This is a genomic window from Ferriphaselus amnicola (genome assembly GCF_000974685.2).
Lineage (GTDB): Bacteria > Pseudomonadota > Gammaproteobacteria > Burkholderiales > Gallionellaceae > Ferriphaselus > Ferriphaselus amnicola.
On record NZ_AP018738.1, the window covers coordinates 1,034,832 to 1,054,382 of the forward strand.

General features: G+C 57.5%; 18 protein-coding genes. 8 read left to right on the plus strand and 10 right to left on the minus strand.

Annotated elements, in window-relative coordinates:
* Positions 1-3 precede the first annotated feature (3 nt).
* Genes rsmA through OYT1_RS04950 form a run of 4 tightly spaced genes read right to left on the minus strand, consistent with a single transcriptional unit; the run spans position 4 to position 5,306 of the window.
* On the minus strand, positions 4-774 hold the full coding sequence (gene rsmA, locus OYT1_RS04935) for a 16S rRNA (adenine(1518)-N(6)/adenine(1519)-N(6))-dimethyltransferase RsmA (RefSeq protein WP_062627416.1): 771 nt from the start codon (positions 772-774) through the stop codon (positions 4-6).
* Entirely contained in the window at positions 761-1,747 is a 987-nt protein-coding gene (pdxA, locus tag OYT1_RS04940; RefSeq protein ID WP_062627415.1) for a 4-hydroxythreonine-4-phosphate dehydrogenase PdxA, read from the minus strand. The genes rsmA and pdxA overlap by 14 nt, the downstream gene beginning before the upstream one ends.
* Positions 1,737-3,041: a peptidylprolyl isomerase gene (locus OYT1_RS04945; RefSeq protein WP_062627414.1), complete on the minus strand. Its 1,305-nt coding sequence runs from the start codon at positions 3,039-3,041 to the stop codon at positions 1,737-1,739. The genes pdxA and OYT1_RS04945 overlap by 11 nt, the downstream gene beginning before the upstream one ends.
* Before the next feature lie 18 nt (positions 3,042-3,059).
* A complete protein-coding gene (locus OYT1_RS04950) occupies positions 3,060-5,306 on the minus strand; it encodes an LPS-assembly protein LptD (protein ID WP_062627436.1) in 2,247 nt (748 codons plus the stop codon).
* Between the two features lie 59 nt (positions 5,307-5,365).
* Between OYT1_RS04950 and OYT1_RS04955 the strand changes: the two genes are divergently transcribed.
* From OYT1_RS04955 to ispB, 6 genes are all read left to right on the plus strand, one after another.
* Positions 5,366-6,364, plus strand: coding sequence for an aminoglycoside phosphotransferase family protein (locus OYT1_RS04955; protein WP_062627413.1), 999 nt, complete (start codon positions 5,366-5,368; stop codon positions 6,362-6,364).
* A gap of 134 nt (positions 6,365-6,498) precedes the next feature.
* Positions 6,499-7,203: an N-acetylmuramate alpha-1-phosphate uridylyltransferase MurU gene (gene murU / locus OYT1_RS04960; RefSeq protein WP_062627412.1), complete on the plus strand. Its 705-nt coding sequence runs from the start codon at positions 6,499-6,501 to the stop codon at positions 7,201-7,203.
* Positions 7,204-7,215: 12 nt separating this feature from the next.
* The gene (locus tag OYT1_RS04965) at positions 7,216-7,488 is read left to right on the plus strand and encodes a hypothetical protein (RefSeq protein ID WP_197714108.1); all 273 of its coding nucleotides are present in this window, start codon (positions 7,216-7,218) and stop codon (positions 7,486-7,488) included.
* A gap of 40 nt (positions 7,489-7,528) precedes the next feature.
* Entirely contained in the window at positions 7,529-8,830 is a 1,302-nt protein-coding gene (locus tag OYT1_RS04970) for an aminopeptidase P N-terminal domain-containing protein (RefSeq protein WP_062627411.1), read from the plus strand.
* A complete protein-coding gene (locus OYT1_RS04975; RefSeq protein WP_062627410.1) occupies positions 8,823-9,977 on the plus strand; it encodes an FAD-dependent monooxygenase in 1,155 nt (384 codons plus the stop codon). The genes OYT1_RS04970 and OYT1_RS04975 overlap by 8 nt, the downstream gene beginning before the upstream one ends.
* Positions 9,978-10,185: 208 nt before the next feature.
* On the plus strand, positions 10,186-11,154 hold the full coding sequence (gene ispB / locus OYT1_RS04980) for an octaprenyl diphosphate synthase (protein ID WP_062627409.1): 969 nt from the start codon (positions 10,186-10,188) through the stop codon (positions 11,152-11,154).
* 61 nt (positions 11,155-11,215) lie between these two features.
* Here ispB and OYT1_RS04985 read toward each other — a convergent pair whose 3' ends face one another.
* The 6 genes from OYT1_RS04985 to OYT1_RS05010 all read right to left on the minus strand — a co-directional run bounded on the left by OYT1_RS04985 (position 11,216) and on the right by OYT1_RS05010 (position 17,167).
* Complete coding sequence (locus OYT1_RS04985; protein ID WP_062627408.1) at positions 11,216-12,772, minus strand: protein adenylyltransferase SelO; 1,557 nt, start codon at positions 12,770-12,772, stop codon at positions 11,216-11,218.
* Positions 12,773-12,933: 161 nt separating this feature from the next.
* On the minus strand, positions 12,934-13,377 hold the full coding sequence (locus OYT1_RS04990; protein WP_062627407.1) for a DUF2846 domain-containing protein: 444 nt from the start codon (positions 13,375-13,377) through the stop codon (positions 12,934-12,936).
* 162 nt (positions 13,378-13,539) lie between these two features.
* Positions 13,540-14,355: a bifunctional DNA-formamidopyrimidine glycosylase/DNA-(apurinic or apyrimidinic site) lyase gene (gene mutM / locus OYT1_RS04995; RefSeq protein ID WP_062627406.1), complete on the minus strand. Its 816-nt coding sequence runs from the start codon at positions 14,353-14,355 to the stop codon at positions 13,540-13,542.
* Complete coding sequence (locus OYT1_RS05000) at positions 14,348-15,685, minus strand: GldG family protein (protein ID WP_062627405.1); 1,338 nt, start codon at positions 15,683-15,685, stop codon at positions 14,348-14,350. The genes mutM and OYT1_RS05000 overlap by 8 nt, the downstream gene beginning before the upstream one ends.
* A 1-nt stretch (position 15,686) precedes the next feature.
* Positions 15,687-16,427 carry an ABC transporter permease gene (locus tag OYT1_RS05005; RefSeq protein WP_062627404.1) on the minus strand — a complete coding sequence of 247 codons (741 nt, stop codon included), beginning with the start codon at positions 16,425-16,427 and terminating at the stop codon, positions 15,687-15,689.
* Positions 16,424-17,167, minus strand: a complete 744-nt coding sequence (locus OYT1_RS05010) for an ABC transporter ATP-binding protein (RefSeq protein WP_062627434.1) — start codon at positions 17,165-17,167, stop codon at positions 16,424-16,426. The genes OYT1_RS05005 and OYT1_RS05010 overlap by 4 nt, the downstream gene beginning before the upstream one ends.
* Before the next feature lie 72 nt (positions 17,168-17,239).
* On the opposite strand from OYT1_RS05010, the gene OYT1_RS05015 reads away from it, so the two are divergent.
* Together OYT1_RS05015 and lolB are read left to right on the plus strand one after the other, a co-directional pair.
* Entirely contained in the window at positions 17,240-18,964 is a 1,725-nt protein-coding gene (locus tag OYT1_RS05015) for a tetratricopeptide repeat protein (protein ID WP_062627403.1), read from the plus strand.
* Between the two features lie 92 nt (positions 18,965-19,056).
* Positions 19,057-19,551 (plus strand): lipoprotein insertase outer membrane protein LolB, encoded by a 495-nt coding sequence (lolB, locus tag OYT1_RS05020; RefSeq protein WP_172588512.1) that lies wholly within the window; start codon positions 19,057-19,059, stop codon positions 19,549-19,551.

The window sequence follows — 19,551 nt, forward strand, 5'->3', positions numbered from 1 at the left end:
TACTTAGGCTCTTGTGTAACAGGCAATACGAGCAAACTCTTCAACGCCGAGGTTTTCGGCGCGTAGTTGCGAATCGATCCCTAGTTTCTCAAAATCAGCTTCGTTCAGATATGCCTTCAGCGTGCTGCGCAACATCTTGCGGCGCTGACCAAAAGCCGTGCCGACGATGGCGGAGAAACGCGCCTGATCCTTCACTAGTAGTTGATTCACCGGCAACGGGATCATGCGCACGATAGCGGAATCCACCTTGGGGGCCGGGCGGAAGGATTCCGGCGGCACGTCGAGCAGCTTCTCCATGTAGAAGCGCGCCTGCAACATCACCGACAAGCGCCCGTAAGCTGCCGTCGAAGGCTCCGCCACCATGCGTTCCACCACCTCGTTCTGCAACATGAAGTGCATGTCGTTCACGCGCTCGGCGTAGTCGGCGAAATGGAACAGCAACGGCGAGGAGATGTTGTAAGGCAGATTGCCGACGATGCGCAGCGGCGCAGGCAGCGTGGCAAAATCAAACTTGAGCGCATCACCCGCATGGACGGTGAGCTTGGCCTGCGGGTAGTCAGTGTGCAGCCGCGCAATGATGTCACGGTCGATCTCCACCACATGCAGATGATTCAAGTGCTGAAGCAGCGGTCGCGTCAGCGCCCCCAGCCCAGGGCCGATCTCCACCATCGTGTCGGCAGCCTCCGGCCGGATGGCGCGGACGATGTCGGCGATGATGGCCTGATCAACTAGGAAGTTCTGACCAAACTGTTTTTTTGCTTTATGTCCGCTCATGTTGAGCCATCTCCTGTGCGACTTTGATCGCTTCCAATAAGCTGCCCACCTCGGCTTTGCCCGTTCCCGCCAGTTCCAGCGCGGTGCCGTGATCGACCGAGGTGCGGATGATGGGCAGGCCCAGCGTGATGTTGACGCCTTCGCCGAAGCTGGCGTGCTTCAATACCGGCAAGCCCTGATCGTGGTACATCGCCAGCACGGCATCGGCTTCTTTCAGTCTATGTACGGCGAACAGGGTGTCGGCGGGCAGCGGGGCAGAGATGTTGAATCCTTCGGCGCGCAGCTTGTCCAGCACGGGGGTGATCACCTCGATCTCTTCGCGCCCAAGATGGCCGTTTTCACCTGCGTGGGGATTCAGCCCAGCGACAAGGATGCGCGGGTTTTTCAGCCCAAAGCGCCGCTGCAAGTCATGGCGCAAGATGCGCAGCACGGCTTCCAGCAAAGGCTGGGTGATGGCATCTGATACTTCGCGCAGTGGCAGATGCGTGGTGGCCAGCGCCACGCGCAGATTCCCTCCTGCCAGCATCATCACCACTAACGGTGTGTGTGTCAGTTCGGCGAGGAATTCGGTGTGGCCGGTGAAAGGGATGCCTGCATCGTTGATGACGCCCTTATGTACCGGTGCGGTGACCATGCTGGCGAACTCGCCGGATTGGCAACCCTGCGCGGCGCGGGTGAGTAGCTCCAGCACGTAGCGGCTGTTGGCTGGGTCGAGTTTTCCTGCTTCCACTGGTTGTGACAGCGGGATGTGCAGGACGGTGAGTTGGCCGGGTGTGCTGCGAGTCTCCGCGTGCGCGACATAATCAAGCAGCGTGACATTCAGCCCTAATTGCTGTGCGCGCTCTGCCAACAGTGTTTTATCCGCCAGCACCACCAGCGGCAAACCGTACCCAGCTAGTTGCAGGCACAGGTCGGGACCGATGCCTGCGGGTTCGCCGCTGGTGACGGCGAGCAGCTGCGATTTAGTGCTCAATGCGATATTCGACGAAGGCGCGGTCACGCAGTTGACGTAGCCAGTCTTGGTAGGCTTCGTCGGACTTGAGCGCACGGATGGATTGCTTCGCTTGTAAGCGCTTTTGCTCCACACTCACATCCTGATTGCGACGTTCTAGCACTTGGATCAGGTGGAAACCGAAGCCTGATTGGATCGGGGGGCTGACTTGGCCTATCGCTGTCGCATTCATGCCGCTCTCGAATTCAGGCACAGTGTCGCTGGGTGAAAGCCAGCCGAGGTCGCCACCTTTGGATGCGCTACCGTCTTCTGAATTGAGCTTGGCTTGTTCTGCGAAATCCGCGCCGTTATCGAGCGCGCGTTTGACTTCCAGCAACTTGGCTTTGGCCTCTTTCTCGGGAACAAGCTCGCTGGTGCGGATCAAGATATGGCGGACATGCGTTTGTGTCACGACGACGGCTTGGTTCTTATCGCGTCGTTCTAGCAGCTTGATGATGTGGAAGCCGTTCGGACTGCGCAATACCGAGCTGAATCCACCCAGCTGAATTTTTTTCAACTCTTCCATGAACTGAGGGGGAATGCGCTCGGCCGGACGCCAGCCAAGATCGCCGCCGTTCAAGCCGTCCTTGGCATCTGAATAACCCGCCGCGACTTGGGCGAACGAGTCACCACTCTGCAATTTGCTGATGGCTTGTTCGGCACGCTGTTGACTGGCGCGAATAGCAGCGGCACTGGCTTGCTCAGGGACACCGATGAATATGTGAGCCAAGTGGAACTCCTCGCCCTTGTAGCCTTGGCGCTCTTGATTGGCAAGGAAGCTGTCAACCTCGCTTTCGCTGATGACGGTCTTGGCATCTACCTCGCGCTCACGCAATCGAGTGGCTGCTATTTCTGCACGGATCTGTTCGCGGAATTTCGAGAAATCGGAACCATCCTGTTCGACGCGAGCGCGGAACTCTTCGAGTGTATCGATATTGCTAGACTGTGCGATGCGCTGCAGTGTGCGATCCAGCTGGGTGTCATCGATGCGGATGCCTGTTTCTTTGGCGAACTGCGACTGAAGTAGATCGACGATCATCCTTTCCAACACCTGTTTTTCCAGAATGTCAGCTTCAGGCAGGGGCGTTCCTTGTTTCTTCAGTTGCTTAGTGGCGTTAGCCAGGCGCTCATCCAACTCGTTCCGAGTAATCACGTCAGCGTTCACTACGACTACGATTTGGTCGATCGGAGCCACTTGCTTTTGTGGATCGATGGCATGTGCCGGACTGGCACTTATTGCGGTCACTAGGCAGGCTAGGAGTATCTTTTTATACATATTCACTTTCTATAGGTGCTAATCGTACAGATTCGGTAGCGATGCACTGTTGGGTGGCTGATTCGTTTTTGTATAGCCGGGAATACTTTGACGCAAGGTTTGCAGTGGATCAGGTCCAACTTTCACTAGGCCATTCAATTCCAGTTGCAGGAAAAATCCTGTGGATGCCTGTGCAGTGGACACGGCGAATCGTTGTGCCACCATCCGTATAGTCCAACAGTCCTGATTATACTCAAGGCCGGCCAAGCCCTCTACCAAGCGATTCTCATGTAAGGAGAAATTAGTGCGAACCACGCTGCCCCAGCGTCCATAGAGCGGCCATTGAGCCGACACATTGATGTGGTCGATAAAGTTGTTCGGGATGTTGAGCGTATTACGCATGAAGCGATAGCCGAAATTGAGCACCTTGCCTGGTTCCGGCTGATAACGCGCCGAGGCGTTGAACAATTCGTTGCGAGCTAAACTTGGATTGTATTGAAGTAGGCTATCCATCGACCACGTGCGGCTTGCGCGCGCCGAGAAGCCCAGCAAAATATCAGACTTGTTGGTTGTGCCTGTCGGAATCGTTAGATTGACTTTAGGCGAGATGGAGCTGAATCGTTGTCCTAGGATGAAGCGCATCCGTTCTTCGCCACTTTCGCGGTCGAGCAGGCGAGACGTCAGCGCGGTGGTTACTTGATTGGCATCACCCACTCGGTCACTGCCGATGAAGCGGTTCTCGCTGAAAATCTGGTCGAAATTAAATCCGGCTTGTGCCGTATCAAACACCGGCAGTCGGCTTTGGTCGCGATAAGGGATGTGAACGAAGTAAGCGCGCGGCTCTAGGGTCTGGATGTAGTTCGGATTCCACAGAGAGGTCTCTTGGTCGAAGAACAGTCCGCTATCCAAGCTGATGATGGGTAAAGAGCGAGTCTGATTGGCTGGCAATTGCGCAGCATTATTCGCACCCATCGAATATGTGGTGCTATGAAAGCCGATCTTTGGCGTTACGAACACGCCGGGGCTGGAAATCAAGGGGTAACTGATACTCGGATAAAGCACTACGCGCTGTCCATTCACCGCCGTAGGGTGGCTGAAATCGACGAACTCACTGTTGAATTTGAACGTTCCAGTTGCGATGGGATGAAGCGCGTTCAGGCTGATCTGGGGCGTGCGGTGATAGGGGACTACGACCAAAGCAGCGGGATCTTGCAGAGTCTGAAACCGCTGCACGCGCATCTGGGCGTTCCACCACCCGCCATCATTGTAAGAAAGCACACCTTCGCGCAATAAGTTGATTTGACTAGCAGAGTTGATCGAATCAGATAAGTCGCGGAAATAACTATCATCTGAAACGTAGTTGTAGTTGATCGCCCCTAAAAGGTTTGCGGGCAGTGTCTGCTGATGTTTTAGACCAAAATACGTGCGGCTTGTCTTCGTCAACATATCCGACGGGAGCACGTTCAAACGGACTTCGCCAGTATAGCTGGGCTGAAGATAGCGGAACTCGTTGTTAAGTAAAATCCCTCGCTTTTGCATCACGCGTGGCGCCAGCGTCGCATCCATATTGGGGGCGATGTTCCAGTAATAGGGCACGGTCAGCTCACTGCCGCCCTTGGTCGTCGCACCGAATACGGGGCCGAGAAAGCCAGATTTGCGCTGGCTATTGAGTGGAAAGTCCATCCACGGCGAATACAAGAACGGTACGCCTAGCCAACTGATCGTGACATCCCTAGCTTCACCGATCTGAGTGCCTTGGTTGATGTTGAGCGTGCCTGCCTTGAGTATCCAGTCTTCTTTGTCGGCCGAGCAGGTCGTGTAGGTCGCGTTCGACAAAGTGTAGTTTTCCCGGCTGGCGATATGCAGAGACTCCGCCTGACCGTGAGCATTCGTTTCACCTAAATTGTACCGAGGGTGCGGCATATCACCGGTACCCGTCTTTAGGTTGAGGTGAAGTTCAGGGCCGAGCAGGGTGTTTCGGTTCTGATCGAATCGTATTGACCCAGTGGCATGCAACTCCTGTGACTGTTGCAGATACAGCAAATAGTCTGCCCATACACGCTGACCTAGCCTGCGCATTTCGACATGCCCCGTCGCTTCGAATTGCGAATCCTTGACCCCCTTAATCTGGTCCGCATACATGAAGAGCGGTGTCGCTTGTGTGGGCTTGGGCAAGTCTAGTAGGCTGCGAGTCGGCTTGAGGACGAACGCATGCTCGTCCGCCAGCACGGGCGGAGTGAACGATAGCAGCAGGAGGAAGACGACGGGCTTGGAGCGGAAACGCATATTGGGCATTCGAATAAGGGTGCTAAAATCGCACAAAACCACGATTAAGGCAATTGATAATGCAACGTCAGAAACAGCTTTCTACTTGGCTCTCCAGCGTACACCCCAATAAAACCTTCACTCTTGCCCCAGCTTCCGCCGATGCCAGCTTCCGCCGATACTTTCGTGCGACTTTTGCTGACGGTACGACTCAGGTTGTTATGGATGCTCCGCCTCAGCATGAGGACTGCCGTCCGTTTTTGCATGTTGGCAGCTTGTTCGAGGCGGCGGGTGCGAATGTGCCGCATGTCTATGCGCAAGACTTGGAACAAGGTTTTTTGCTGCTTTCCGATTTGGGTAGTACAACCTATCTTCAAGCGTTGAAGGCTGACAATGCTGCTGAACTTTACGGTGCGGCGACCGACGCTTTGCTCAAGATCCAACTGGCTTCACAGCCCAATGAGCTGCCGCCCTACGACGAAGCCTTGCTGCGTCGTGAACTGAACTTGTTTCCCGAGTGGTACATCGGCAAGCATCTGGGCAAGACGCTCACCGACAAACAAAGCCACACTCTCGAACGAGCCTTCAAGGCCATCCTCACCAACAACCTAGCGCAGCCTTGTGTTTACGTGCATCGTGACTTTCACTCGCGCAACCTGATGCACGTTGATACGAACAATCCTGGGGTATTGGATTTCCAAGATGCGGTGTACGGCCCGATCACCTACGATCTCGCCTCGCTGTTCAAAGATGCCTACATCCAATGGGAAGAGCCGCAGATCATGGACTGGCTGATCCGCTATTGGGAAAAGGCGCGTAAGGCCGGTTTGCCCGTGCGCGAAGATTTTGGCGAGTTCTACCGCGACTACGAAATGATGGGCGTGCAGCGCCATATCAAAGTGCTGGGCATCTTCGCGCGTTTGTACCACCGCGACGGCAAGGATGGCTACCTGAAAGACATGCCGCTGGTGTTCGAATACCTGCACCGCGCCTGTGCCCGCTACATCGACCTCAAGCCGCTGCTCAACCTGCTCGACGAGTTGCACCCGAACGACGTGCAGGAAGGGTATTCGTTCTGACCATGAAGCTACGCTTTCCCTCACCCGAGCGTGTGTTGTTGGGGCGCAAGCCACCTACAACCACGGCCTACTCCTTGCGGGTACAACCCTCTCCCACAAGCGGGCGAGGGGGCAAACGTGAAAGTCATTTGTAAATGCTGGCGATGATTTTAGCGGCGGGTCGCGGCGAACGGATGCGTCCGCTCACCGATCACACACCCAAGCCTTTGTTGCCAGCGGGCGGCAAGCCGCTGATCGTTTGGCACATCGAACGCTTAGTGCGAGCCGGTATCACTGACCTTGTCATCAACCACGCCCACCTCGGTCAGCAGATCGAAGACGTCTTGGGCGACGGCAGCCAGTTCGGCGCAGCCATCCGCTACTCGCCAGAAATCACCGCCTTGGAAACGGCGGGCGGCATTGTTCAAGCGTTGCCCTTACTGGGTGATGAGGTGTTTGCCGTCATCAACGGCGACATCTGGAGCGACTACGACTTCGCCCGTCTGCCCGAACGTGCGCGCCAACTGGGATCCAGCGATGACCTCGCTCATCTCGTGCTAGTGAACAATCCCGAGCACCACCCCAGCGGCGACTTTCCGCTACGCGACGGACGTTTGTTGCCACCTCATGACTCAGCACTCAGTACTCAGCACTCCAAATTCACCTTCAGCGGGATCGGCCTGTATCGCTCCGCGCTATTTTCAGGGTTGACGCGCGGTGTCGCCGCTCCGCTTGCGCCTTTGTTGCGCAACGCCATTGCCGAAGGACGCGTAAGCGGTGAGCATCACACCGGCTACTGGCTGGACGTGGGCACCCCGCAACGCTTGGAAGCGTTGGATCAGAAACTACGTAAGACTTAGGAGCCTCACACCATGCCTCTTACGCAAGCCAATCGCTTTGTTCTGAGAAACATCAAGCACGTCGAAATGACCGGCGTGCTTATGCGTATCTTCAGCTTCTCGTTGGTGAGTTGGATGGGGCCAGCCAGCCCGTTCATGTTCGTCTGGACGTTCAACACCATCGATGCCGTGATGCTTTCCTGGTGCGCGCTGCTCAAGAAAGATGCGGCCTACACCACGCTCAATATCTTCTGGGTGATGGTGGGCTTGGTAGGTATCCTCCGTGCAGGCGGTTGGTTGCATTGAGCCTGCATCCGCAATAACCGAATCGGATTATCATCCAGCCATGACATCAAAGATCTACGCCGAACGTCGCTTGCGACTGCAAACCCAGATGCAACGGGGCATCGCCATTCTTCCCACTGCGCTTGAGCAAGTGCGCAACGGCGACGCGCACTTTCCCTTCCGCTTCGGCAGCTCGTTTCACTACCTGACAGGTTTCGACGAACCTGAGGCGGTACTGGTACTGATTGCGGGTGAAACGCCGCAGTCCATCCTGTTCTGCCGCGAAAAAAATCTGGAGCGCGAGATCTGGGACGGCTTCCGCCACGGCCCCGAAGCGGCGCGTGCGGCGTTCGGTTTCGATGCTGCTTATCCCATCGCCCAGCTCGACGAAAAACTGATCGAACTGCTGGGCGACCAGCCAGCGGTTTACTACCCCATTGGCGCGGATGCGGTCTGGGATGCGCGTCTGCTGCGCTTGCGCGGCGAGGTGCAAGCAAAGGCGCGTAGTGGTGTCAGTGCGCCGGATACGCTGCGTGATGTGCGCGGACTGCTCGATGAGCTGCGTCTGTTTAAAGATACCTACGAGTTGGACGTGATGCGCCGTGCCGCCGCTATCTCCTGCGACGCACACCGCCGCGCCATGCGCGCCACCCGTCTCGGCTCGATGGAGTACGAGATCGAAGCCGAGCTGCTGCACGAATTCCGCCGCCGTGGTGCGCAAGCTCCCGCCTATACCAGTATCGTCGCCGGAGGTGCCAACGCCTGCGTGCTGCATTACGTCGGCAACGACCAGCAGCTCAAGGACGGCGACCTGCTGCTGATCGACGCGGGTTGCGAGTTGGACGGCTATGCCGCCGACATCACTCGCACCTTCCCAGTGAATGGTCGTTTCAGCGCCGCCCAGCGCGACGTGTACGAGATCGTCCTCGCCGCCCAATCAGCTGCCATCGATGCGATCCGTCCTGGCGCGCACTGGAATGTTCCGCACGAAGCCGCTGTACGCGTCCTTGCACAAGGGATGCTTGATCTTAAATTGCTTTCGGGCACGCTTGACGGCGTGCTCGAAAGCGAATCCTACAAACGCTTCTACATGCACCGCACCGGTCACTGGCTGGGCATGGATGTACACGATGTTGGCAGCTACAAACTAGGCGGCGACTGGCGTCCACTCCAGTCTGGCATGGTGCTCACCGTCGAACCCGGCTGCTACATCCGCCCAGCAGACGACATCCCCGAAGCCATGTGGAACATCGGCATCCGCATCGAAGACGACGTGGCGGTGACGGAATCCGGATGCGAAGTGCTGACGGGGGCTGCACCGAAATCCATTTCCGAGATCGAGGAGATCATGCGTCATGAGTGAGAACTACGACATCGCCATCATCGGCGGCGGGCCGGTGGGGAGCACGTTGGCATTGGCTTTGCGCGATAGCGGGCTGAAGATATGTCTGCTGGAGGCGCGCGACTTTTCGCCTAGCAACGACCCGCGTGCGCTGGCCTTGTCTTATGGCACGCGCTTGTTGCTGGATAAGCTGGGCGTGTGGGCGGCGCTGCCGCACGTCTCGAGTATTGGCATCATCCATATCTCGCAGAAGCAGTCGTTCGGGCGGGCGGTGTTGCGGGCGAGCGAGATGGGCGTGCCGGCGCTGGGGCATGTGTTGCCGTATTCGGCATTGCAAAACGGCTTACAAGCGGCGGTGCTGGCGAGCGGCCTCACTTGCATCGGTGGTGCGGCGGTGACGGCGTTGGACACGGGGGCGGAAGTGGCGACCATCCGTTATACCCACGATGATTCAGAACATGTCATCACGGCAAAGCTGGCGGTGGTGGCTGATGGTGGACGCCTGCTCGAAACCAGCCATCCGCCTGAGGTGCATGACTACGGGCAGAGTGCCGTCATCGCTCATGTGACGTGCGCGCATCCTAAGCTGGACACGGCTTTTGAGCGTTTCACCACGCAAGGGCCGGTGGCCTTGTTGCCGTATCACGATGGTTACGAGCTGGTTTGGACGGCGGCGCACGACCAAGCGCAAGCGATGCTGGCGTGGGACGAGGCGACTTTCCTCACTCGCCTGCACGAGCATTTTGGTGATCGCGTCGGCGCATTCACGGCCGTTGGGCCGCGTTCCTGCTATCCGCTGCGACTGAAGCGCGCTCCGCAAACCACGCTGCCGCACTCTGTTCTGTTGGGCAACGCGGCGCAAACCATGCACCCGGTGGCGGGGCAGGGCTTCAATATGGGTATCCGCGATGCGTGGGAGTTGGCGCAAGTGATCTTGCGCGCCGCGCCTGAGACGCTGGGTTCGGCGACGATGCTGTCCGACTACCAGCGCTCCCGCAAGATCGACCGCAACGCCGGCATCCGCTTCACCGACGGGCTGGTGCGCATGTTCTCGAATGACCTGCCGCTGCTCGGTAACGCGCGAGGGCTGGCGCTTTCGGTGCTGGATTGCGTGCCGCTGGCGAAACAGTTTGTTGCCAAACGCATGATGTTCGGAGCGAATGGCTGACACGCACTTGGCCTTACAGCGATGACGTTATGCGAGTGCTGATTTTACCCTTGATATTGAAATGGGATTCTTTGTCAGAATCAGCGCTGGAGTTTTCTACATGGATGCACGTAATTTAATCTAGGAGTTAGCCCCAAGCGCTTGACAGGACTAGCACCTATCCATAACATCACGCCCCTTTCCGTCCACCTGAAAAACTGGATACAACTTGTCAATTGACGCCATAAAAGAGCTCCTCGCTTCCGACATGTCTATTGTCGATAGTGTGATTCGCGACCGACTGCATTCGGACGTGGCGTTGGTCAATCAAGTCGGCGAATATATCGTCAACAGTGGAGGCAAGCGTTTGCGGCCAGCGCTGGTGGTTTTGTCAGCCAAGGCCTTTGGTTATCAGGGGAAATTTCATTACGATCTGGCGGCGGTCGTCGAGTTCATTCATACGGCGACCTTGTTGCACGACGATGTGGTGGACGAGTCTGACCTCCGTCGCGGTCGTGCCACAGCCAGTGCGCTGTTTGGCAATGCCGCCAGCGTGCTGGTGGGTGACTTCTTGTATTCACGTGCTTTCCAGATGATGGTGCAAGTGAACGACATGCGCGTGATGCAGACTTTGGCCGATGCGACCAATCTGATCGCTGAAGGCGAAGTGTTGCAACTACTCAACTGCCATGACGCCGACGTGGATGTCGAAAACTACATGCGCGTCATTCACTGCAAGACCGCTAAATTGTTTGAAGCTGCGATGCGCTTGGGTGCGATCTTGGGCAAAGTCGATGCCGCACACGAACAGTCGGCGGCTGCTTACGGCATGCATCTGGGAACGGCATTCCAACTGGTCGATGACGTACTCGACTACTCCGCTGACGAGCAGGAAACCGGAAAACATCTAGGTGATGATCTGGCCGAGGGCAAGCCGACCTTGCCGCTGATCTATGCCATGAAACATGGTACCGCAGAGCAGGCTGGCGTGGTTCGACGCGCTATCGAAGAGGGCGACATCGATAGTTTCCCGCAAGTGTTGGAAATCATTCGTCAGACCGGCGCATTGGAGCATACTCGCCAACAAGCGCAGCGCGAGGCGGAAGCGGCGTGCGCGGCACTGGCGAACCTGCCTGAATCTTCGTTCAAAGCAACCCTGATCACGCTGGCGAACTTCTCGGCCACGCGGCAATTCTAGTCACTTTCTTTCGGTTGAAACGAGGGTAGGGCAGCGTGCCCACCCTCGTTTTACTACCGCCTCACGAGCTGCAAGACAACATCGAGCAACCCGCTTTATTCACCGCCCAAGCCGGACGCTTGGCCGTGAGTTCAGGCGCGATGTTTTCGTCGTAGGGCTGCCGTGCGGCTTGCATCAGCGTTTCAAGCATGGACAGATCGCCGCGTTCAGCGGCATCAATGGCTTGCTGTGCCAGATAGTTCCGCAATACAAAGCGCGGGTTGACCTGATTCATGCGAGTTCGCCGTGCTGCGTCGTTTTCCGTTTGTTCTGCAAGCCGAGCAACGTAGCGCTCCAGCCACGATTGGAACAAGTCTCGGTGATTTTGGAACAGCGACTCGTGGTAGAACGCCACGCGCAACACCTCCAGATCGGGGGCGAGCTGTTTGATCTCAGCCAGTACACGGAAAAACTCGGTCATATCGACTTCGGCGCGCTGCATCAGCTCGAATACCGTCTCCACCAATTCTGCGTCCCCCGCCTGCCAACTCAACCAACCAAACTTGGCGGCCAACATGCTAGACAAACTAGACTGGAACGTAGCATCGAAATGAGCGAGTCCGGCATCGAGCGCGGAGCGTGCAGGGGCAACTGGCATCAAGGCTTCGGCTAAACGCTCCAAGTTCCAGCGCGCCACCACCGGCTGCTGGGCAAAACAATAGCGCCGCATCTCAGCGTCCGTAGTGTTCGGCGTCCAGCCCGGATCGAGGTTATCCATCCAGCCGTAAGGCCCGTAGTCGATGGTCAGCCCCAAGATCGACATATTGTCAGTGTTCATTACGCCATGCACGAAGCCCACACGCAGCCACTCCACCATCAGCCTCGCCGTGCGTTCGCAGACTAAGTGGAACCAAGCAGCGAAGCGTTCGGCGGGCGCACCGCTGATCTGCGGAAAATCGCGCTCCAGCGTGAAATCCAACAGGCGTTTTAACAGCGGCAATTCGCCACGCGCAGCCAAAATCTCAAAATGCCCAAAGCGGGTGAACGAAGGCGCGACACGGCACACGATCGCACCCGGCTCTGGGCGTGGATGGCCGTCATAGAACATATCGCGGATGACCTGCTCACCCGTGGCGATCAGACTCAAGGCGCGCGTCGTGGGCACGCCCAAATGATGCATCGCCTCGCTGCACAGAAATTCGCGGAGCGAAGAGCGCAACACGGCACGGCCATCTGCACGGCGCGAATACGGCGTCGGCCCCGCGCCTTTGAGCTGAAACTCCCAACGCTCACCCGCCGCATTGACCACTTCACCCAAGCCTATCGCGCGCCCATCACCCAACTGCCCTGCCCAATTACCGAACTGATGCCCACCGTAGCGCGTCGCGTAAGCGCTCATCCCCGGCAACAAGCGATTGCCCGAAAACGCCGCTAGGAACTCATCCGAATGCACCTCGGCCTCACTCAGCCCCAACAGCGCCGCGACTTCAGCTGAGTGAGTCAGCAGCTTGGGTTGAGCAACAGGCGAGGGCGGCACTGCCGCCCAGCAAACATCCGGCGTTTGCCGCGAATGCGCAGCACCAGCGGTATCGCCGGGCAATTCACGGATGAAACGATTATCAAAATTGAGCGGGATCATGGCAGGGTCTTCGGGTCACTGACAGCCTAAAGCTGGACGGAATCAGTATAACTTACCCGATGGTTTTAGTCGGGGATGCCATGAATAGAAAAGGCGACCGAAGGGTCGCCTTTGAGGTGGTGTTAGCAACCTCGAAAATCGTGGTCTGCGCCGAGTTACAGCTATTTCGATAGGGGGGCTGCAAGTTTGGTTTCTTGCACGCCTTTTTGACCGTTGACTTCATCAACTAACTGTAGTTTGGTACGGAAATAAAGAATTCCCATTTTCATTTCCTGCCACACGTAATATAGCTTTCCGGCTGCTGCTTCAAAGGTTAGTTCAGAGGTGTTTTCTGCTTTAGACGTCAGAGTGTGAGTGCCAGGCCGAACTTCGGTATAGATATACGTGTCAGGCGCTGTTATTCCTAATGGTTTACCATCAAGATCGACTTCAATTTTATATGCACTACCCATTTGCTCATTGCGGTATACATAAACTCCAGCAACGTCAGGTTTGGCGGCGAATTGCTTGGCTTGTGCATCTTGGGTCGGATCAGCCATTTTGACGGAAGCGCAGCCAACTATTGCGAGTGACAAGCCTGCAACAACAAGTAATTTTTTTAACATAACAACTCCCTTGATTAATTAACCCACAAACTTTTTTTTGCCGAAAGATACCAGTGAAACCGGGGGCTCGGTTTTTCCGTCCACTCATCTGTCCTGATGACGCGATTCTATCTGCACGCTTCAAATCAACCTATATGCTGAAAGATATAGTCTTTCGACCTACTACCGCTGACACTCATCACAGTAAAAGCTAGACCGTTGGCCCTGTTTGATCTGAATGATCGTGCTGCCGCAGCGGCGGCAGGGGGCGCCGGTGCGGCCATAGACCCAGTAAGTTTGTTGAAAGTAGCCGGGTTGGCCGCTGGCATCGACGAAGTCGCGTAGGGTGCTGCCTCCTTGGGTGATGGACTCGGCGAGCGTTTCACGAATAGTCTGGGCGAGGGTGGCACAGCGGGCTTTGGTCAGTTTTCCTGCGGGCAGGGTGGGGCGGATGCCCGCGCGGAACAGGGCTTCGTTGGCGTAGATGTTGCCGACGCCGACGACGACCTGATTATCCATGATGACGAGTTTGATAGCGGCGCTGCGGTTGCGGGTGGCGCGGTAGAGCGTATCGCCGTCGAACTCGGTTTCCAGCGGCTCCGGCCCTAGTTTTGCCAGCAGCGGATGCGTCGCCGGATCGCCGATGTGCCACAGCACGGCACCGAAGCGGCGCGGGTCGCGCAAGCGCATGAGTTGGCCGCTGGCGAGCAGCAAATCGAAATGGTCGTGCTTTTCCGAGGGCGTTGCGGCATTCAGGATGCGCAAGCTGCCGGACATGCCGAGGTGCAAGATGAGCGTGCCGTGATCGAAGCTGGCCAGCAGGTATTTGGCGCGTCGGGTCAAGCGGCGCAGCGTCTGACCGGTGAGCAGAGCGGGCAAGTCAGCGGGAATCGGCCAGCGCAGTTGCGGGTGGCGGATGATCACGCCGGTGATGGTTTGCCCAACGAGGTGGGGCGCGAGACCGCGCCGCGTGGTCTCGACCTCGGGTAACTCAGGCACGGCGCCGCCACCACATCCAGCCGCCGATGCCTGCCAGCAGCAGCGGCAACACGAGCAACAGCGTTGTGCCGATGGTGGTGAGCTGGGTTCGGCTGAGTTGCAGGTTGTCGTCGCGCACGGCGCGTGGGCGAGTGACGATCAGCGCATCTTCCGCCGCCAGCCAGTTGATAAGGTTGGTGCCGAGGTCGAGGTTGCCGCCGTTGCCGGAAAAACTGTTGGCGAGGAAGGAGCCGCTACCGACCACCACGATGCGTTGATCACGCTCGTTGATGTTGCGACTGAGCGCCAGCGCGATCACGGCGGGGCCGGGTGTGTCACGCGACTTGTCGAATGCGATCTTGCCCAGCGGCAGACTGGGCGCGACCCAGCCACGCGGTGCGGCTTCGACCAGCACGCTGTGCTTCCAGCTTTCGTTCTCGTCCCACACTAGCGCGCGGGCGAACGGGAACACGGTGATGAGGCTGAAATCGCGGGTGGTCGCGTGCGGCGGGTAGGCCGAGGCCAGCGCCCAAGTGGCGGGGGCGCGTTGTTCGACGGCGGCGGGGTCGATCACGTAGCCGGGTGTGAGCACCAAGCCCAGCTTTTCCGCCAGCGGCTCCAGTCCGTGCAATGGTTCATTATCCAATAACCACAACACGTTACCGCCATGTTCTAGAAAACGCAGCAGCTTTTCGACTTCGCCCGGCATCCAGTCAGCGCGCGGCTGGCTAATGGCCAGCAGCTTGGCGTTGTCGGGCACGTCCTGCGCCAGCGTGAGGTTGAGCGGGCTGAGGCGGAAGCCGTTCTGCGTCAGCCGTTTGCCGAATTCGCCGAGGTCGTGATTGGCGATGCCATCCAGCTTGCGTTCGCCGTGGCCGTCCACATACATGATGAGCTGGTTTTTGCGATGCGCTAGGCGCAGCAACAGGCTGGTCAGCGTCTGCTCGTTCAGTGTGGTCAGTCGCTCATGCCGCCCATCGTATTCGACCAGCATCTCGCCATTCATCTGCGCTCCGGCTTGTCGCGCCAGTTCCGGCTGCTTGCTCGGGTCGATGAAGGTCAGCGCGATGTCGGTCTTGTAACGCTGGTAGAGCGCGATGAAGTCGCGCACCGGCTGGCGCAGATCGCCGTGTTCCGCATCTTGCTCGGTAGCGAACACGGTCAGCGCGATCTTGCCCTTGAGTTGTTTGAGCACGTCCACACTGGCAGGAGACAGGCTGTTGGCAGTGTTCTGCGTCCAGTCCCACACGCGGTGGTGCTGGCTGGCGAACCAGCCGAGGGTGACCAGCATTGCCAGCAGTGCGGCGAGTAGCAGTCCTTGGAGTTTGGCAGAGGTCGGGGGGATTTTCATATCAGCCTCGACGTAGTGCGCGGATGCGGCACACCGACAGTTGCAGGAACGCGGCGGTGAATAGCAGGAAGAAAGTGATGTCGGCGGTGTCGAACAGGCCGATGTTCAGTTTTTGGAAGTGTGCTACGGGCGACAGCTCATGCCAGATCGCGCCTTCGTCGGTGGCGCTCACGTCGATCACCCACAGGCCGAGCAAGACCGCCAGTCCGCCGATAGCGGCGACGATGGGCTGCGCGGTGAGCATGGAGATGTATAAGCCGACCGCGACAAAGCTCATGGTGAGCAGCAGCAGACCGAGTAGGTTGGCGGCGAGCAAGCCTTTATCTAGCGAGGTGCCGATGCCCAGAGTACCGACCATCGCCAGTTCGGCGGCGACCAGCAACATGAGGAAAGTGAGCAAGCCGAGGAATTTTCCCAGCACCAGTTGACGCGCGGAAACGGGCGAGGAAAGCAGCAGTGCCAGTGTCTGGTTGCGGCGTTCTTCTGCGAAGGCGCGCATGGTGAACAGCGGTGTCAGCAGCATCAGCAGCAAACCCAGCATGTTGAGCAAAGGCGCGGCGACGGTGATGGTCACACCGGGCGGGTTGGCGAGTTGCGCCAGTTGCGGTTGCAGTTGCAGCCAGGCATCGAGGCGGGACAGGAAATTCCATGCCAGCAGAAATTGCAACACGCCTAGCATCAGCCAAGTAGAGGGCAGGGCGAACAGGCTGCGTAGTTCGCGGGCGGCGAGGGTGCGTATCATGGCGTGACCTCCGTGGTCAGTTCCACCAAGCGATCTTCCAACCCGTCGTGGTCGAAGGCGCTGCGGTCGGCACTATAGACTTGCTTACCTTGGCGGATCACTTCAACGCGATCGCACAGCGCGGCGACTTCGGGCAGCAAGTGCGTCGAAAGGATGACGCTATGCGTGTTACCTAGTTCGCGGATCAGGGCGCGTATCTCGCGCAACTGCGCTGGATCAAGGCCGACGGTAGGCTCGTCCAGAATGATGACGTCCGGCTCATGGATGATTGCCTGCGCGATGCCGACGCGCTGCTGATAGCCTTTGGACAGCGTGGCGATGATCTTTTTGCCCATCGCGCTTAGCCCGCAGCGGTGCTTGGCGTGGGCGACGGCGGCGTGAACCTTGGCGGTGGGTATCAGCCGCAAGCGCGCAGCAAAGGCTAAGTAAGCATCGACCGTGAGTTCTTTATACAGCGGCGGCATTTCTGGCAGAAATCCAAGCTTGGCCTTGGCCGCTTGCGGCTGGAGTAACAGGTCGAAGCCGGAAATGCTGATCTCGCCGCTGTCCGGCGTGAGTACGCCCGCCAGCATCTGCAATACGGTGCTTTTACCCGCGCCGTTGTGACCGAGCAGACCGAGCACTTCGCCGCGATGCAGCGTGAGCGTCACGTCGTGTACGATCTCGCGCTTGCCGATGCGGCGCGATAGGTGCTGAGCGTTCAGGGTGACGTCGGCAGTGGCTGGGGTAGAGTGGCTCAAGAGATGCGGCAATAGTTGTGGGTTAGGTGGAATATAACCTAATATGTCGCTTCGCATCAAAACCTCGACATCATGGATTTTAAATACACCGCTGTTTTATCCGCTCTGCTGCTGACTGCCTGCGCGCAAGCTCCGAAGCGCGAGGTCGAGCCGCCTGCGCCGCCGGTCGAAAAGATCGTGAAGGAGGAGCCGCAGCCGACGTTGCCGAATCAGGATCTGACGGCTCCCATGTTGTATGAATTCATGTTGTCTGAGTTAGCCAGCCAGCGCGGCCATAATGATCTGGCGGCGGCGACATCCTACGATCTTGCCAAGAAGACGCGTGATCCTCGGTTGGCTAAACGTGCAGCGCAATTAACCTTCGGCACCGGTCAGATGGATAAGGCGCTGGAGGCATTCCGCTTATGGCAGGAGCTGGAGCCGGATTCGCCGCTGGCGCAACGCATGTTCGTTACCTTGCTGGTGAGCGGTGGCCGTTTGAGCGAAGCGCAACCGCATATTGCTGACATGCTAGTCAAAGATAAGCCCAATGCTGGGCGTACGCTGATGCAGCTCTATCCGATGCTAGCCCCGTATCCCGATAAGACTATGGTTCTCGACTTGCTGCGCGACTTGACGCAGCCGTATCCAGAATTACCTGAAGCACATTACTTGATCGCGCAGGCCGCCAATGCCAAGAGCGAGCGCGCGTTGGCGCTGGACGAGATCCGTGTTGCGCGCAAGTTGCGTCCCGATTGGGAGGCGGCGGTGATCTTCGAGGCCTTGTTATTACGTGAACAGCCGTCGGAAGCAGCGGCTAAGCTCAAGGAATTTCTGGCGACCCATCCTGATGCACGTGATGTGCGACTGAATTACGCACGCACGCTGTACGAGCAGAAGAAGTGGGTGGAGTCGCGTATCGAGTTCCAAAAAGTGCTGGATAACGAGCCGGGTAATTCCGAGCTGGCGTTTGTTGTCGCGGATATTTCGATGCGCTTGGGTGAGCTGGATAAAGCTGAAGCCCAACTCAAGCAAGCGCTGGAAAAAGGCAACAAGGATGAGAATACCCTGCATTTTTATCTTGGTCAGTTGAACGAAGCGCAGCAACACGACGCGGAGGCGCTCGGCGATTACCGTGCGGTCAAAGCGGGTGAAAGTCTGTATCCGGCACAGTTGCGCATCGCGTTTCTGCTTAATAAGTCGGGCAAGCTGGACGAGGCGCGTGAGCAACTGCATCAGATTCAACCGATCAATAACCAGCAACGAGTCACCGTGGTGCTATTCGAGGCGCAATTGCTACGTGATGCGCAACAATATGAAGCCACCTATCAGGTGCTGAATAAAGGTTTGGAGAAGCTGCCTAAGCATCCCGATCTACTCTACGAAACTGCGATGGTGGCGGACAAGCTGGGCAAATATGCGGAGTCCGAGCAGTTGTTGCGCAAGCTGATCCAGATCAAGCCGGATCATGCCCATGCGTATAACGCGCTGGGTTACAGCATGCTGGAGCGCAATGAGCGCATCGACGAGGCGGTGTCGCTGGTGGAAAAAGCGCTACAAATCGATCCGAACGATCCCGCGATTCTCGATAGTGCCGGTTGGGGCTATTTCCGTCAGGGTGATCTGAATAAAAGTCTGAGCTTCTTGCGTCGAGCTTATGCAGCTACGCCTGATCCCGAAGTGGCAGGGCATCTTGGCGAAGTGCTGTGGATGAATGGCGATAAGGCTGAAGCGGAAAAGATCTGGGATGAGTCGCTTAAAGCGAACCCAGGTAACGCTCAGCTTGAAGCTACGATCAAGCGCGTTAAGCACTTGTAGGTCGCCTAGTCTTGCGCGCCGCTTGGGTTCTCGTTTTTGTCCTGCTGTTGCAGGCCTGCGTTCATGCACCACAAGTGCCGAAGGCAGCGAATTTGACGCAACATGACCTTGCGCAGTCTTTCGTACTCAATGGGCGGATCGCCGTGAATCATCACGGCGAGCGCTCCACAGTCAGTCTGCGCTGGGTGCATAAGCCGGGTAGCAACGATATCTTATTACTTGCGCCGCTCGGTATCACCTTGGCCCACATCGAACATACGGCATCAGGTGTTTTGCTGGAGGCGAGCGGCAAACAGTACCGCTCACGCGATGTGGAAACTTTGATGGATGATGTGATCGGCTGGCATCTGCCGCTGGACGAAATGTACACGTGGGCGATGGCGCGGCCATATCCGCAGTCCCCCTTCGATGTGGAAAGCAATACCAATAAGCAGATCGTTTGGCTGCGGCAGGATGGTTGGGAGATTCGTTATCCGCGCTATCAGAGCGATGCCGAGGATAGCTTGCCGCTGAAACTGCTGTTAAGGCATAACGACCTTGACCTGCAATTGGTCGTGGATGAATGGGAGTTGGGTAGTCATGAATGA

What these genes read in the sequence shown, in the direction of transcription:
- rsmA (WP_062627416.1), bottom strand. Translation starts at nt 774, where the DNA reads ATGAGCGGACATAAAGCAAAAAAACAGTTTGGTCAGAACTTCCTAGTT.
- OYT1_RS04945 (WP_062627414.1), bottom strand. Translation starts at nt 3,041, where the DNA reads ATGTATAAAAAGATACTCCTAGCCTGCCTAGTGACCGCAATAAGTGCC.
- OYT1_RS04950 (WP_062627436.1), bottom strand. Translation starts at nt 5,306, where the DNA reads ATGCGTTTCCGCTCCAAGCCCGTCGTCTTCCTCCTGCTGCTATCGTTC.
- OYT1_RS04955 (WP_062627413.1), top strand. Translation starts at nt 5,366, where the DNA reads ATGCAACGTCAGAAACAGCTTTCTACTTGGCTCTCCAGCGTACACCCC.
- murU (WP_062627412.1), top strand. Translation starts at nt 6,499, where the DNA reads ATGCTGGCGATGATTTTAGCGGCGGGTCGCGGCGAACGGATGCGTCCG.
- OYT1_RS04965 (WP_197714108.1), top strand. Translation starts at nt 7,216, where the DNA reads ATGCCTCTTACGCAAGCCAATCGCTTTGTTCTGAGAAACATCAAGCAC.
- OYT1_RS04970 (WP_062627411.1), top strand. Translation starts at nt 7,529, where the DNA reads ATGACATCAAAGATCTACGCCGAACGTCGCTTGCGACTGCAAACCCAG.
- OYT1_RS04975 (WP_062627410.1), top strand. Translation starts at nt 8,823, where the DNA reads ATGAGTGAGAACTACGACATCGCCATCATCGGCGGCGGGCCGGTGGGG.
- OYT1_RS04985 (WP_062627408.1), bottom strand. Translation starts at nt 12,772, where the DNA reads ATGATCCCGCTCAATTTTGATAATCGTTTCATCCGTGAATTGCCCGGC.
- OYT1_RS04990 (WP_062627407.1), bottom strand. Translation starts at nt 13,377, where the DNA reads ATGTTAAAAAAATTACTTGTTGTTGCAGGCTTGTCACTCGCAATAGTT.
- OYT1_RS05000 (WP_062627405.1), bottom strand. Translation starts at nt 15,685, where the DNA reads ATGAAAATCCCCCCGACCTCTGCCAAACTCCAAGGACTGCTACTCGCC.
- OYT1_RS05005 (WP_062627404.1), bottom strand. Translation starts at nt 16,427, where the DNA reads ATGATACGCACCCTCGCCGCCCGCGAACTACGCAGCCTGTTCGCCCTG.
- OYT1_RS05015 (WP_062627403.1), top strand. Translation starts at nt 17,240, where the DNA reads ATGGATTTTAAATACACCGCTGTTTTATCCGCTCTGCTGCTGACTGCC.